We start from the raw sequence: 12,907 nt of genomic DNA on the forward strand, positions 1-12,907 counted from the left end.
GAGAACACCATGACAGATGGCATCGCAGGAACGGGCATCAAGCTCGGCATCACCCTCTACTCGCTCACCTCGGAGTTCGCGGCCGGCCTCTACACGCCGGAGACGCTCGTCGAGGCCGTGCACAAGGAGGGCCTGGGCACCGGCGTCGAGTTCAACATCGCGCAGCTGCTGCGCACCTACCCGGACACCGACCACGAGTTCGTGAAGTTCTGGCGCGACACTCTCGAGCGCTACGAACTGGAGCCCAGCGCCGTCGGCACGAACCTCGACATGGGGCGCCGCAAGGACCGCGACATGACGCCGGATGAGGAGTACGAGTTCTTCGCCCGCCAGCTCGCAACGGCGAACGACTTCGGGTTCCGCACCGTCGTCATCCGCTCGGCAGGCAAGGAGCTGCTCGCGCGACTCCTGCCGCTCGCAGAGAAGTACGACCAGCGCCTCGGCTACGAGATCCACGCCCCCTCCGGCCCGAACGCCCCGCAGATCCACGCGATCCGCGAGATGTACGAGGACCTCGGCAGCGACCGCCTCGGCTTCACCGCCGACTTCAGCTCGACGATGCACAGCCTCTCCCCGCGGCTGCTGCGCACCCTGAGCAGCATGGGCATGCCGGAGGAGTACTTCCCCGTCATGGACGAGATCTGGCGCCGCCCGCAACCGATGCACGTGCGCAACCAGGCCTTCGAGGACTTCCTCACGGCCGAGAAGTTCGACTTCGCCCGCCTCGGCCCGTTCACGCGCCTCGCGTTCAACATGCACGGTCTCGTCGAGCCGGAGGAGTGGCTCGACATCATGCCGCAGATGTTCCACGTGCACGCGAAGTTCTACGACATCGACGAGCACGGCCAGGAGCCGGCCATGGACACGGCGCGCATCGTGCGCCAGTTCGTCAAGGGCGGCTACCAGGGCTACCTCTCCAGCGAGTGGGAGGGCCACGCTTTCGCCGACCTCGGCGAGAGCGACCCGGTCGAGCAGGTGCGTCAGCAGCACGCGCTCATGCGCCGTGCCATCGAAGAGACTGCGGCCGAGGCGAACAGCCTCACGGTCGCCTGAGGCTAGGGAACAGACACATGGCAACTCACAATTCGCTCTTCGCCGAGAAGGACGTCACCCGGCGCGAGGACGGCATCAGCGTCTCCGTGCAGATCCCCTGGTACCGCAGCCTCTGGCTGTCGGCCGTCGACAACGTCGAGGTCAACGTCAACGGGGTGTCCGTCCCGAAGGACAGGCTGCGCTTCGACCTCGCCGGACGCTCCTACGCGATCGACGAGCTGCCCGAGCAGTCGGAGACCCTCTGGTTCCTCTCCGACCGGCCCGACATCGTCATCCAACTGGATGAGGTGCCCGCCGCCGGCGACAAGCTCACGGTCGAGGTCGTGCTCACGATGCGACTCCTCTACATGCAGATCGCGCCGGGCCGCTATGTCACCAACCGCGTCCCCGTCGAGCGCGAAGTGGTCCTCGCATGACCCGGCCGTTGCGCGTGGCCATGATCGGCTACGGCTTCATGGGGGCCGCTCACTCGGTCGGCTGGCGGCAGGCGCCTCGCGTCTTCGGCCTGCCAGCCGAGGTCGAGATGGCGGTTGTGGTCGGGCGCAACGGCAACGCGGTCGCGGAGGCCGCGAAGCAGTGGGGCTGGCAGGAGTCGGCCACCGACTGGCGTGAGGTCATCGGGCGAGACGACATCGACATCGTCGACATCGTCACGCCGGGTGACTCGCACGCCGAGATCGCCATCGCGGCGCTCGAGGCGGGCAAGCACGTCATCGTCGAGAAGCCGCTCTCCAACACGGTCGCCGAGGGCGAGGCGATGGCGGATGCGGCTGCGCGCGCAGCAGAGCGCGGCGTGAGGTCGATGGTCGGCTTCACCTACCGCCGCGTGCCGGCCGTCACCCTGCTCCGCGACCTCATCGCCGAGGGCAGGATCGGGCGCATCCACCGGGTGCGTGCGTCCTACCAGCAGGACTGGCTGGTCGACCCGGACGCACCGCTCTCGTGGCGCCTGCAGAAGGAGCTCGCGGGTTCGGGCGCGCTCGGCGACATCGGGGCGCACGCCATCGACCTCACGCAGTTCGTCACGGGCCAGAGCGTCGACCGGGTCTCTGGCACGATCGACACGATCATCGCCGAGCGTCCGCTCGCCGACGGCTCTGGCACTGGGGCGGTGACCGTCGACGACATCGCGATCTTCACCGGACGGCTCTCGGGCGGGGCGCTCGCCTCGTTCGACGCGAGCCGCTTCGCCACGGGCCGCAAGAACGCGCTCGCCATCGAGGTCTCCGGCGAGTTCGGCGCCCTCGCCTGGAACTTCGAGGACCTCAACTCGCTGCAGTACTACGACCGTACGGCGGACAGCCGGGCGCAGGGGTTCGCGCAGGTCCTCGTGACCGAGCCCGAGCATCCGTACGTCGCAGCCTGGTGGCCGGCCGGTCACATGCTCGGCTACGAGCACGGCTTCACCCACCAGGTCGTCGACCTCGTCACCGCCATCGCAGACGGTACCCCGCTGCACTCGAGCTTCGAAGAGGGGCTCAGCGTGCAGCGGGTGCTCGACGCCGTCGAGCGCAGCTCGGCCGCGGAGAGCGCGTGGGTCGAGACCCGCTCCGCCGTCGGCGTCTGAGCAGCGCGGCCCAAGCATTCGAGAACGTTAGTTCAGCATTCGAGAACGTTAATTAAGAGGAGAAGCATGTCTCGTCCTGTCACGTTGTTCACCGGTCAGTGGGCCGATCTGCCGTTCGAGGAGGTTGCGCGCCTCGCGGGGGAGTGGGGCTACGACGGCCTCGAGATCGCCTGCTGGGGCGATCACCTCGACCCGTGGCGGTGGGATGACGCCGAGTACGTCCAGGGCAAGCTCGACATCCTCGAGCGCAATGGTCTCAAGGTGTGGACGATCTCGAACCATCTCAAGGGGCAGGTGGTGTGTGACGACCCGATCGATCAGCGCCATCGGGACATCGTGTCCGACCGGGTGTGGGGCGACGGGGAGCCGGAGGGCGTGCGGCAGCGGGCGGCGGAGGAGCTGAAGAACACGGCCCGCCTCGCGGCGGCGCTGGGTGTGAAGACCGTGACCGGCTTCACGGGCTCGAGCATCTGGAAGTACGTGGCGATGTTCCCTCCTGCCACGGAGGCGATGGTGGATGCCGGCTACCAGGACTTCGCCGACCGGTGGAACCCGATCCTGGATGTGTTCGAGGAGGTCGGGGTCCGGTTCGCGCACGAGGTGCACCCGTCCGAGATCGCGTATGACTACTGGACCACGAAGCGTGCGTTGGAGGCGATCGGGCACAGGGAGTCGTTCGGCCTGAACTGGGATCCCTCGCACATGGTGTGGCAGGACATCGACCCGGTGGGGTTCTTGTGGGACTTCCAGGACCGCATCTATCACGTGCATTGCAAGGACACGAAGAAGCGCCTCAGCAATGGTCGGAATGGGCGGTTGTCGTCGCATCTGCCGTGGGCGGATCCGCGCCGGGGGTGGGACTTCATCTCGACCGGGCACGGGGACGTGCCGTGGGAAGACTGCTTCCGCATGTTGAACGCGATCGGCTACGAGGGTCCGCTGTCGGTGGAGTGGGAGGACGCGGGCATGGACCGTCTCGTGGGCGCCCCGGAGGCGTTGGGGTTCGTGCGCACGCTGTCCACGTATCGCCCGTCGGAGGCGGCGTTCGACTCGGCGTTCTCCACGAAGCAGGACTAGGCAGCCCCTGCCCGGCCACAAGAGTGCGGCAGATGCGTGCTCCCGAGAATGGGAGCCTGCATCTGCCGCACTTCTCTGCGTGGGCTGGGCAGCTCAGGCAGGCGCCGGCGCGGAGGCGCCTTCCGAGATGGCCTCGCGGGCGAGGGCCAGGTGGGCGCGGGTTGCCTGCTCCGGCGTGAGCGAGTCGATCCACTCGTGGCCGCCCCACTCGCTGCAGAGCGTGCCCGTGAAGCCGACGGCGGCAAGCTCGGCGGAGGTCTCGCGGATGGGGTTCGAGATGCGGCCACCGGTGTCGTCGAGGTCCCAGAACTTCAGGTGCACGCCGCCGACGAGGGGCAGGATCTCCCGCAGCTCGCGCGCGTCCGACCGCCCAAATCGGATGACGAGGTTCATGAACAGGGTGTGCACCTGCGGCGGCACGGTCCCGCCGCGGAGCGAGGCCTGGACGGCGTCGAGCGTCGCCGGGCTCCGCCACTCGTGCTCGAGCGCGTCCACGAGTGACGCATCCACCCCGCCCGCGCGCAGCCTCGCGAGGTAGCTGGGCGGCAGCGACGGCATGAGCATGCTGATGTCGAGGAGCAGGCGGATGCTCGTGTCGTCCATCGCCGCGACGGCCTCGACGGCAGCCGCGTTCTGCGGCTTGTCGAGCGACTGCTGGCCCTGCAGCTCCTCGTAGAGCGTGAGGCCGTGCTCGTGCAGGCGGGGGAGGAGGCGCTCGAGGAGGGCGGGGCCCGCCTGTCCCAGCGGAAGTCGGATGCCCTCCGCGCCGAGCCGCTCGGCTGCCCGAAGCTGGGGGAGCAGGAACGCGTAGCGCTCGTCCTCGGAGCGGCGTGTGGTGGCCGTGAGCCAGTCGTCGAGGCTCGCGCCGACGATGCTCACCGAGGTGCCCGTGGCGTCGAGGGCGGAGCGGATGCTGGAGGTCTCCGCATCCGACGGATCAGGGAATGTGCGCCACGTCTGGGCTGCCTCGAGCTCGATGACGTTCGCGACGCCGGATGCCCCGATGGAGGCCGCGATCTCGGGGGAGGTGCGGTCGGCGACCATGAGCTCGGGCGACCAGTTGAACGCCGAGGCGGCGAGCGTCCATCCCTCGGGCAGCTGCGCGCTCACGCGGGGCTCCCGACGGCTTCGAGTGGCAGGTCGCGGGATGCGCGCGGCGGTGCCAGCGGTGCGTCCAGTTCCAGGCGCCGGGCGGCGGCGAAGGGCAGGATGAGCGGCTGGTTCGGGCCTGCGCCCATATTGGGGATGAGGAGCTTGAAGCCCGCGAGCACCTCGTGCTGGCCGGGCTCGAGCCGCACGTTCGAGTGCACGACGATGCGGTCCTGCACGAACCACCACGTGGGGCTCGGCGCCAGCTCGGGGAGCGGGGCGCTCTGTCCGTCGATCGTGACGCGCAGCTCGTGGAGGCTGGCGAGGGGGAGGGATCGGATCCAGGGCAGGGAGACGCGCAGCGAGAAGCCGTCGCCATCGCTGCGGAGGGCGTCGTCGAGCAGGATCGCGAGGCTCACGGGCGTGCTCCCCGGCGGTCGGGGCTGCACGGGTCGATTCTGGGCATGACACTCCTTCGTGACGGCCGTTACCGGCTTTAGGAGTGAACCTACAGGCTTATGTCGAAAATCGGAAGAAGTGCCGAATGCGCCCGGGCTGCGTACCGGTGTCAGCGACCGAGGGCGAGCCCCGCGATCGTGGGGCGCCCGTCCGCGAACCAGCGCGTGAACGTCTCCTCGAAGAGCTGTTCACGCACCATCGCGGCGCCCCCGCGCAGTGGTTCGCGGACATCGTTCGCGGAGACCACGATGTTGAGGTCGCGGGTCGCGAGCGGGAGTGAGTGCTCGTAGACCCGCTGCCGGACCTCGGCGAGGAAGATCTCGCCGGCCGAGGCGAGGGCGCCGCCGACGACGATGACCTTCGGGTTGAACATGTTGACCAGCGCGGAGATCGACTCGCCGATGATCTTCGCCGAGCGCTGCGCGAGCTGGATGGCCAGCGCGTCGCCGTCCTCGGCGCACAGTGCGATGAGCTCCGGGTTGAGCTCCTCCCCCTCCTTCGAGCGCCGCGCGAGGAGTCCGTCGTCGCCCGCTTCGATCGCGAGCTGGGCATCCCGAACGAGGGCCCATCCGCCGGCCTCCGCCTCGAGGCAGCCGATCTTCCCGCAACGGCACTGCGAGGTCGACCCGAACACCTTCACGTGCCCGATGTCTCCCGCCGCGCCGTTCGCGCCACGGTGGATGCGCCCCCGCGAGACGAGGCCGGCGCCGATTCCCGAGCCGACCTTGACGTAGATGAGATCGACCGACGGGACCTGGCGGTTGGTGCGCTCGTTGAGCGCAAGCAGGTTGGCGTCGTTGTCCACCCAGACGGGCGCGTCGAAGCGCTGCTCGAAGCGGCGGCGGATGTCGAAGCCGTTCCACCCGGGCATGATGGGCGGTGCAACGGGCCTGCCGGACTCGAAGTCCACAGGGCCGGGGACGCCGACCGCGATGCCCCAGACGGGGAGCTCGCTGCCTCGGCTCTTCGTGTCTGCGGCGAGGAGTTCTTCGACGAGCCCGAGAGCTGCGTCGAGGGTCGCGGCTGGTCCGCGCGAGATCTCCCAGTCGAGGTGCGCCTGTGCGATGACATCGCCTTCGAGCTGTGCGAGGCCGACGTGGATGTGCAGCGCGCCGAGGGCGCAGACGACGATGAGTCCGTTCTCTCCGCGGAAGCGCAGCGTGCGTGGCGCCCGCCCTCCCGAGGAAGGGCCGACATCGCCCTCTTCGAGGTAGCCCATACTGATGGCCTGCTCGACGCGCTGGGTGACGACGCCGCGGCCGAGGCCGGTGACGGTGCCGATCTGCGGGCGGGTCAGTGCCTCGCCCATGCGCACGAGGTTGACGACTCGGAGAAGGCTCGTGACCTCATCGGTCTGGGCACCGAAGCGCAACGTTGACTCTCTCATGGCCGAACTGTACCCAATATGTCGACCTTGCGCCGCAGAGAACGCCCAGATACGTTCGTGCACAGCAAACTTTCGTATCAAACACACAAAAGCGCACAAGGAAGTGGTCGCATGTGGTCAGTCGGCGTCATCGGGGCCGGGCCGGGCGTCTCCGCGCTCCACCTCCCCACGCTCGCGCGTTTCCCCGAACTGTTCCGGGTCGTGCACATCGCGGACTCCGGGAGCGGCCGTGCGGAGGAGCTCGCTCGGCGCATCGGCGCACGCAGCAGCTCCGGCATCGGCGAGGTGTTCCAGGACGAGCGGGTGCAGCTCGCCTTGATCTGCTCCCCACCCGCCGACCACGCGAGCCACGTGCGGGCCGCGCTCGATGCGGGGGTCGCTGGCATTCTGTGCGAGAAGCCGCTCGCGACGTCCGTTGCCGAGGCGGAATCGCTTGTCGTCGCCTGCCGGGAGCGGGGGGTGGCGCTGCTGATCGGCACCAACCACCTCTATGACCCCGGCTGGGTGCAGGCGCGACGACTCATCGGCGAGCTGCGGGCTCCCGTCGACAGCGTGCGGGTCACGCTGTCGCTCCCGCCGAACGGGCGGTACCACCGGCTCGTCACCGAGTTCGCCGAGGGTGTCGAGTCTCCCGTGCGTCATCCCCCATCTGGACTGCCCGCACACGTGCAGGCCGGCATCGTGCGGCAGCTCGTCTCCGGCCTCGCGGTGCATGACCTGCCCGCCATCCGCGACCTCGTGCCGGGATTCGATGGCGTCGACTTCGCTCGCTTCGTCGCACCGCTCGGCTACGCAGTCGGGTACCGGGCTGGCCGCGCCCGAGTGCAACTCGGTGCCGTCATGCGCGCAGAGGGGGCGGATGCTCGCTGGCGTCTCACGGTCTCGGCGGGGGAGTCGCGCGTCGACGTCGACTTCCCGCCGGCGTTTGTGCACGACGGCGCGGCGAGTGTCAGTGTTCGCGGGCCGGAAGGTGGGGTCGCGGTGCCCCCGAGGTCACAGCTCGACGGCTACGAGGCGGAATGGCTGGCGCTTGCCGAGCTGCTCTCGGGTGAGGCGCCGCTCGAGTACGAGGAGCAGCTCGAGGACACGCGCTACGCCATCGTGCTCGCCGAGGCAGTCGCCGCCCACATCGAGGGGGCTTCGTCGTGAGTCTTCGAATTCCCGTCCTGGTGTCGAGTGTGCCGGGCCCGCGAGGGGTGGATGGTGACCGGCTGGCGTCCTATCGCGTCGCGGTTGCCGAGCTGCCGCTGAGTGCGCAGCTCGCCTCGAGCGCGACCGGCGCGGTCGTCGTGATCGACGCTCGCAGTTCCGGGGGCTGGCTGTCCGCGGTCGAGGCGGCGCTGGCCGATGGTGCCCGAGGTGTGGTCGTCGACGAGGCCGTCGTGCCCGATGTCGGTCGCCGCGATCGACTGCCAGCAGGTGCCGCGCCCGTTCTGACTGCGCGGCGCTTCCTCCCGAGAGATCTCGTGGAAGCGGCTCGGGCGCTCGTGGCCCCGCCCGGGGCGGAGGCTGTCCTCGTCACGGTCGAGGCTGGCGGTCCGTCCTTGAGCGGGGTGCTGCGGGACGCGCTCGGCTGGGCGCGTGTCCTGGCCGGTGGGGGTGAGCTCGGGCTGGGATCCGCGCATCCGGAGAACGACGGCGGCCCGACCGTGTCCCTTCTGCTCGAATCGCACGACGGCATCCCCGTCCTCTTCTCCTGGGCCCCGGCCGCGGGGGTGCCGTGGCTGCGAGTCTCGGCGCTCGGCGCGGTCGAGGTCGAGGTTGCCATCGATTCCGGGGCTGGGGTCGCACGCCTCACGAGTCGCTCCGCGGAGGGGGAGCGAGTTGTCCGGGAGGCGCTCGAGGGTCGTGCCCGTCGGGAGCTGCGGTGGGCGCTCGAGGCGCCGCGTGCATCCGACTGGCCCGATGAGCTGTCGTGCCTGCTCGAAGATCTCGAGCGGAGTGGAGAGATCGAACGCGGGTGCTCGTCGGCGTGACGTCTGCAATTGCCGCTCGTGGACACTCTTTAGTTGATTTCAGACATAAGCCTGGGTAGGCTGACCTCGACGCAGGGGTTCCACGAACCCGTCACCGGTCGCGACGCAGCGGCCGGAGGCACACCATGTCGCGTAGATCGTCCGATCGTTCGGGCCCTTTTATGCCACTCTCACCGGCGAGACTCCGCCTCCTTGTTGCTTCCCTCCTCACCGTCTCCTTCCTCGGCGCGCTCGACCACACGGTCGTCTCGACGTCGCTCGCGACCATCGCCGGCGACCTCGGCGCGCTCGAGCAGATGGGCTGGGTCGTCGTCAGCTACACGCTCGCGAGCACCGTCCTCCTGCCCGTGCTCGGCAAGCTCGGCGACATCGTCGGCCCCCGAGCGGTCTTCCTGACCTCCCTCGTGCTCTTCCTGCTCGCCTCGCTCGCCTGCGGTTTCGCGCCGAACATGGGCCTGCTCATCGTCGCCCGCGTCTTCCAGGGGATGAGCTCGGCGGGCCTGCAGCTCATGTCGCAGACGATCATCGCCCAGGTCACGAGCCCGAGGGCCCGGCCCAAGTACATGGCCGTCATCGGAGCCGCGTTCCCCGTCGCTATCCTCATCGGCCCGTTGCTCGGTGGCCTCATCGCCGACAAGTGGGGCTGGCAGTGGGTGTTCTGGGTGAACCTCCCCGTCGGCGTCGCCGCGCTGATCTTCGCGCTCGTCGCGATCCCGAGCATCCCCCGCACGTCCGCCCCGCGCTTCGACGTGCTCGGCTCACTGGCCTTCACGATCGCGCTCGTCGCGCTCGTGCTCGGCGTGAGCTGGGTCTCAGACGCGGAGCTCCTCACGTCAGCGCTCTCGGCCTTCGGCGTCGCCCTGGCATCGTTCGCGCTCTTCTTCTGGGCGGAGGTGCGCGCCGAGAACCCGGTCGTGCCCCTGCACATCTTCAAGAACCGCACCGTCGCGGCAGGCACGGCACTCTCCGCCATCATCGGCGTCGGCCTCTTCTCCATCACCGCCTACCTGCCCACCTACGTGCAGATGGCCTACAGCACCACGGCGACCGTCTCCGGGCTCGTGCCCATCGCGACCGTCATGGGGATGCTCGTGAGCAACCTCCTCACGGGTTTCCTCGCCAGCCGATCGGGTCGCTACCGCGTCTACCCCATCGTCGGCACCGCCCTGGGCGCCGTGGGCCTGCTCATCATGGCCACGCTCCCCGTCGGGCTCCCGCTCTGGGTGCCCATGGTCGTCATGTTCGGCCTCGGCCTCGGCACGGGCTCCTTCATGAGCCTCATCGTCGCCGTCGTGCAGAGCGCCGCCCCCAAGAACGCGACGGGCGCCGTCACCGCGAGCGTCAACATCGTCCGCCAGGTCGGCTCCACCGTGACGACCGCCATCATCGGCGGCGTGATCGGAGCCGGTGTCGCGGCGCTGCTCCCTATCGGCTTCGACGCCGCCAACCTCACCCCGCAGCTCGTGCACGCGAGCGACCCCGCCTTCCAGGCGACTGTCGCGGAGATCTACCGCGACGTGTTCGCGCCCATCTTCATCGGCCTCTCGATCGCCTACGCCATCGGCTTCGTCGCGGCGCTGCTGCTGCCGCCCGGCCGCCTGTCCAACGAGACGGGGAGCATCCCCGTCGTCGAACCGCAGAGCCTCCCGGCGTCGCGCGCCTGACCGCGTCCGCCGCATCCACTCACCAGCCGCTCTTCCAAGGAGGAAGCACATGACCACCAATCCAGTCGTCGCGATCGTCGGCAGCGGACCCATCGGGGCCGCCTACGCGCGGACCCTCCTCGAGCAGAACCCGGACGTGCGCGTCACCATGTTCGAGGCGGGCCCACAGCTCACCGACATCCCGGGCGAGAGCGTGCGCAACATCGCCGACCCCGACGAGAAGGAGCGCGCCCGCGAGCGGTCGCAGGGGCCGCAGGCCGGCGACTTCCGCGACTCACTGGGCATTCCGAGATCGGCCGTTGTGGAGGGGATGTTCACGGCCCGCCAGGGCACGCACCTCCTCGACTTCGGCGGCGAGGGGTCGGCCCACACGGACACGTTCCCCGCGGCGGCCGCGTCGACCAACGTCGGCGGCATGGGCGCGCACTGGACCTGCGCGACCCCGGCCCCCGAGTTCAGCGAACGCGTCGACTTCATCGAGAGCGGCGAGTGGGATGACCTGCTCGCGAACGCAGAGCGGCTGCTGCACGTGCAGTCCGCCGCGTTCGCCGACTCCGGCGTCGGCGGCGCCATCCGCTCGATCCTCTCCGAGGAGTTCGCCGCCGAGCTGCCGGAGGGCTTCGGTCCGGGCACGCTCCCCGTCGCGGGAGACGCGCAGCCCGACGGCACTGTCCGCTGGGCTGGCGCCGACGTCGTCTTCGGGCCGCTCGTCGAAGCGGGCAACCCTCTCGCCGAGCGCTTCGAGCTGCGCGACCTCCACCTCGTGCGCCGGGTCGAGCGCGACGGCGATGGAGCAGACGCCCGCGTCACGGGCGTCACCGTCGAAGACCTCCGCACCGGAGCGACGGGCTTCTTCCCCGCGGACGCCGTGGTCGTCGCGGCCGACGCGTTCCGATCCCCGCAGCTCCTCTGGGCATCCGGCATCCGCCCGGCAGCTCTCGGCCGCTACCTCACCGAGCACCCCGTCGTCATCTCGACCGTCGCCCTCGACCCCGCCGGCATGAGCCGCTTCGCCACCGACGCCGACCTCGAGGAGGAGCTCGCCCGCCGCGCCCTCAACCCGGCCGATCCCGTCGGTGCCGTCAACCGCATCCCCTTCTCCGAGCCAGACCACCCCTTCTCCTTGCAGGTCATGTACGCCGAGAACCCGCCATTCCCGCTCGACCCCGCGCACCCCCATGCCGGCAACCGCTGGGGCTACGTCAACATGGGGTACGGCATGCGCAAGCACCCGCGCGTCGAAGACGGCATCACGTTCCACGACGACGAGCTCGACTACCGCGGCTTCCCCAACATGACCGTCGAGTACGCGCTCACCGACGTCGAGAAGGCGGAGATCGCCGACGGCGAGGCGCACCTGCGACGGGCCGGGCAGGCGCTCGGCACGTTCATCGCCGAGCCGCGCCTCCTCCCCAACGGCTCGAGCCTGCACTACCAGGGCACGATGCGCGCCGGGGCGAACGACGACGGCACCACCGTCGCCGACCCGTACTCGCGCGTCTGGGGCATCGACAACCTCTACGTCGGCGGCAACGCCCTCATCCCCACCGCGACGACCATGAACCCCACCCTCATGAGCGTCGCCATCGCGGTCCGCGGAGCCAGGAAGCTCGCGGAAGAACTGGCGTAGCGCGAAACTCCGCGGGAGGCTCGGAATGGGCTTCTCGGTTCCGGATGGGTTCTTCCTCATCCCGAACCGAGAAGCCCATTTTCGTTGGGAGCGGATGCTCCTCTGGAGGCAGGGCCGGCTCGCGGCCTAGCCAGCGAGCTCGGCCTCGCCGGTGGCGGCGTCGTGGCGAGCGTGGCGTCGCGAAGCGTAGAGATCTGCTGCGGTGACGAGGAGTCGCGGTGTGACCTGCAGATCGACGCACCACTGCCCCGGATCAGGCGACTGAGCGGCGACGGCCCGGAAGTCCTCGATGCTGATGAGCCTCCGAGCCGCCCACCGGTCCGCCTGCCGTTCTGCCTTCGGGGTCGAGGAGTCGTGGCCGAGCACGGCGTGAGCGATCTCGTGCGCGAGGACAGAGCGCTCGATGAAGAACGGCAGTGAGTCGAGGATCAGGATCGTGGTCTGCTTCGGGTACCAGCGCCCGAGGTCCCCACCGAGCTCACGGCAGAACTGAACGCTGATTCCCAGATCACGTGCGCACTCGAATGGCTCCCAGTTGGTCATGTGTCCATCGTGCGACGGGCCACCGACATTCAGACCAGGTCGTCGTCGAGGTCTCCGCCGATGTCGGTGCTGTGCGCCGCGAATGGCTGTGCTGAGACGGGTTCGCTGCCCGCGCGTTTCGTGCGCCGCGCAGACGCCTCGGCCAGGGGGGTGACTGTGGCTGTAGGGGCGCCCATGGCTGCGGTGAGTCGTCGGTGGGCGTTCTCGACGAGTTGCGCTGGGTCGACGCCGACGATCTCGCTCGCTTCGTAGAGCACCGCGAGGGGAATGGCCACGTGGCCGTTGAGCCACCGGCTGAAGGCCGCAGGGGAGCGCTTCATGGTGGTCGCAACGTGCGTTGCGCTCATTCCTCGCTCGACGATGGCGCCCTTGAGTGCGAGTCCCACATAGGTCGTGAACGTCTCCGCTCGCTGCTGCATGTTCATAAGGGCAGTCTATGTCCCCGAATCAGCAACAGCAATG

The 12,907-nt window shown here is 69.3% G+C and carries 13 protein-coding genes; 8 read left to right on the top strand and 5 right to left on the bottom strand.

All coding sequences use genetic code 11. The features are described from left to right. Positions 1-9: 9 nt before the first annotated feature. The 4 genes from ITJ61_RS15330 (at position 10) to ITJ61_RS15345 (ending at position 3,697) form a co-directional block, all read left to right on the top strand. Positions 10-1,053 carry a sugar phosphate isomerase/epimerase family protein gene (locus tag ITJ61_RS15330; protein ID WP_104239785.1) on the top strand — a complete coding sequence of 348 codons (1,044 nt, stop codon included), beginning with the start codon at positions 10-12 and terminating at the stop codon, positions 1,051-1,053. Between the two features lie 17 nt (positions 1,054-1,070). Next, complete coding sequence (locus ITJ61_RS15335; protein ID WP_104239784.1) at positions 1,071-1,469, top strand: C-glycoside deglycosidase beta subunit domain-containing protein; 399 nt, start codon at positions 1,071-1,073, stop codon at positions 1,467-1,469. Next, on the top strand, positions 1,466-2,620 hold the full coding sequence (locus tag ITJ61_RS15340; protein WP_194686636.1) for a Gfo/Idh/MocA family protein: 1,155 nt from the start codon (positions 1,466-1,468) through the stop codon (positions 2,618-2,620). The genes ITJ61_RS15335 and ITJ61_RS15340 overlap by 4 nt, the downstream gene beginning before the upstream one ends. A gap of 66 nt (positions 2,621-2,686) precedes the next feature. After that, a complete protein-coding gene (locus tag ITJ61_RS15345) occupies positions 2,687-3,697 on the top strand; it encodes a sugar phosphate isomerase/epimerase family protein (RefSeq protein ID WP_194686637.1) in 1,011 nt (336 codons plus the stop codon). A gap of 93 nt (positions 3,698-3,790) precedes the next feature. On the opposite strand, the gene ITJ61_RS15350 is transcribed toward ITJ61_RS15345, so the two are convergent. The 3 genes from ITJ61_RS15350 to ITJ61_RS15360 all read right to left on the bottom strand — a co-directional run bounded on the left by ITJ61_RS15350 (position 3,791) and on the right by ITJ61_RS15360 (position 6,632). Next, on the bottom strand, positions 3,791-4,807 hold the full coding sequence (locus tag ITJ61_RS15350) for a restriction endonuclease subunit R (protein WP_194686638.1): 1,017 nt from the start codon (positions 4,805-4,807) through the stop codon (positions 3,791-3,793). Further along, a complete protein-coding gene (locus ITJ61_RS15355; RefSeq protein ID WP_194686639.1) occupies positions 4,804-5,205 on the bottom strand; it encodes a hypothetical protein in 402 nt (133 codons plus the stop codon). The genes ITJ61_RS15350 and ITJ61_RS15355 overlap by 4 nt, the downstream gene beginning before the upstream one ends. A gap of 149 nt (positions 5,206-5,354) precedes the next feature. Then, positions 5,355-6,632, bottom strand: coding sequence for an ROK family protein (locus ITJ61_RS15360; RefSeq protein ID WP_104239779.1), 1,278 nt, complete (start codon positions 6,630-6,632; stop codon positions 5,355-5,357). 111 nt (positions 6,633-6,743) lie between these two features. On the opposite strand from ITJ61_RS15360, the gene ITJ61_RS15365 reads away from it, so the two are divergent. From ITJ61_RS15365 to ITJ61_RS15380, 4 genes are all read left to right on the top strand, one after another. Next, entirely contained in the window at positions 6,744-7,781 is a 1,038-nt protein-coding gene (locus ITJ61_RS15365) for a Gfo/Idh/MocA family protein (RefSeq protein WP_194686640.1), read from the top strand. Beyond that, on the top strand, positions 7,778-8,608 hold the full coding sequence (locus ITJ61_RS15370; RefSeq protein WP_194686641.1) for a hypothetical protein: 831 nt from the start codon (positions 7,778-7,780) through the stop codon (positions 8,606-8,608). Before ITJ61_RS15365 ends, ITJ61_RS15370 begins: the two co-directional genes overlap by 4 nt. A 161-nt stretch (positions 8,609-8,769) precedes the next feature. Next, a complete protein-coding gene (locus ITJ61_RS15375) occupies positions 8,770-10,272 on the top strand; it encodes an MFS transporter (protein ID WP_194686642.1) in 1,503 nt (500 codons plus the stop codon). Positions 10,273-10,321: 49 nt separating this feature from the next. Continuing rightward, positions 10,322-11,902: a GMC oxidoreductase gene (locus ITJ61_RS15380; RefSeq protein WP_194686643.1), complete on the top strand. Its 1,581-nt coding sequence runs from the start codon at positions 10,322-10,324 to the stop codon at positions 11,900-11,902. A 126-nt stretch (positions 11,903-12,028) separates the two neighbouring features. Here the strand turns inward: ITJ61_RS15380 and ITJ61_RS15385 are convergent, their stop codons facing one another. Next, positions 12,029-12,445, bottom strand: a complete 417-nt coding sequence (locus tag ITJ61_RS15385; protein WP_104307432.1) for an ImmA/IrrE family metallo-endopeptidase — start codon at positions 12,443-12,445, stop codon at positions 12,029-12,031. A gap of 29 nt (positions 12,446-12,474) precedes the next feature. Further along, positions 12,475-12,870 (bottom strand): helix-turn-helix domain-containing protein, encoded by a 396-nt coding sequence (locus ITJ61_RS15390; RefSeq protein WP_104239773.1) that lies wholly within the window; start codon positions 12,868-12,870, stop codon positions 12,475-12,477. Positions 12,871-12,907 lie beyond the last annotated feature (37 nt).

The sequence above is a fragment of the Pseudoclavibacter sp. VKM Ac-2888 genome, assembly GCF_015351285.1.
Taxonomy (GTDB): domain Bacteria; phylum Actinomycetota; class Actinomycetes; order Actinomycetales; family Microbacteriaceae; genus Pseudoclavibacter.

What these genes read in the sequence shown, in the direction of transcription:
- ITJ61_RS15365 (WP_194686640.1), top strand. Translation starts at nt 6,744, where the DNA reads ATGTGGTCAGTCGGCGTCATCGGGGCCGGGCCGGGCGTCTCCGCGCTC.
- ITJ61_RS15330 (WP_104239785.1), top strand. Translation starts at nt 10, where the DNA reads ATGACAGATGGCATCGCAGGAACGGGCATCAAGCTCGGCATCACCCTC.
- ITJ61_RS15385 (WP_104307432.1), bottom strand. Translation starts at nt 12,445, where the DNA reads ATGACCAACTGGGAGCCATTCGAGTGCGCACGTGATCTGGGAATCAGC.
- ITJ61_RS15360 (WP_104239779.1), bottom strand. Translation starts at nt 6,632, where the DNA reads ATGAGAGAGTCAACGTTGCGCTTCGGTGCCCAGACCGATGAGGTCACG.
- ITJ61_RS15390 (WP_104239773.1), bottom strand. Translation starts at nt 12,870, where the DNA reads ATGAACATGCAGCAGCGAGCGGAGACGTTCACGACCTATGTGGGACTC.
- ITJ61_RS15375 (WP_194686642.1), top strand. Translation starts at nt 8,770, where the DNA reads ATGCCACTCTCACCGGCGAGACTCCGCCTCCTTGTTGCTTCCCTCCTC.
- ITJ61_RS15335 (WP_104239784.1), top strand. Translation starts at nt 1,071, where the DNA reads ATGGCAACTCACAATTCGCTCTTCGCCGAGAAGGACGTCACCCGGCGC.
- ITJ61_RS15345 (WP_194686637.1), top strand. Translation starts at nt 2,687, where the DNA reads ATGTCTCGTCCTGTCACGTTGTTCACCGGTCAGTGGGCCGATCTGCCG.
- ITJ61_RS15340 (WP_194686636.1), top strand. Translation starts at nt 1,466, where the DNA reads ATGACCCGGCCGTTGCGCGTGGCCATGATCGGCTACGGCTTCATGGGG.
- ITJ61_RS15380 (WP_194686643.1), top strand. Translation starts at nt 10,322, where the DNA reads ATGACCACCAATCCAGTCGTCGCGATCGTCGGCAGCGGACCCATCGGG.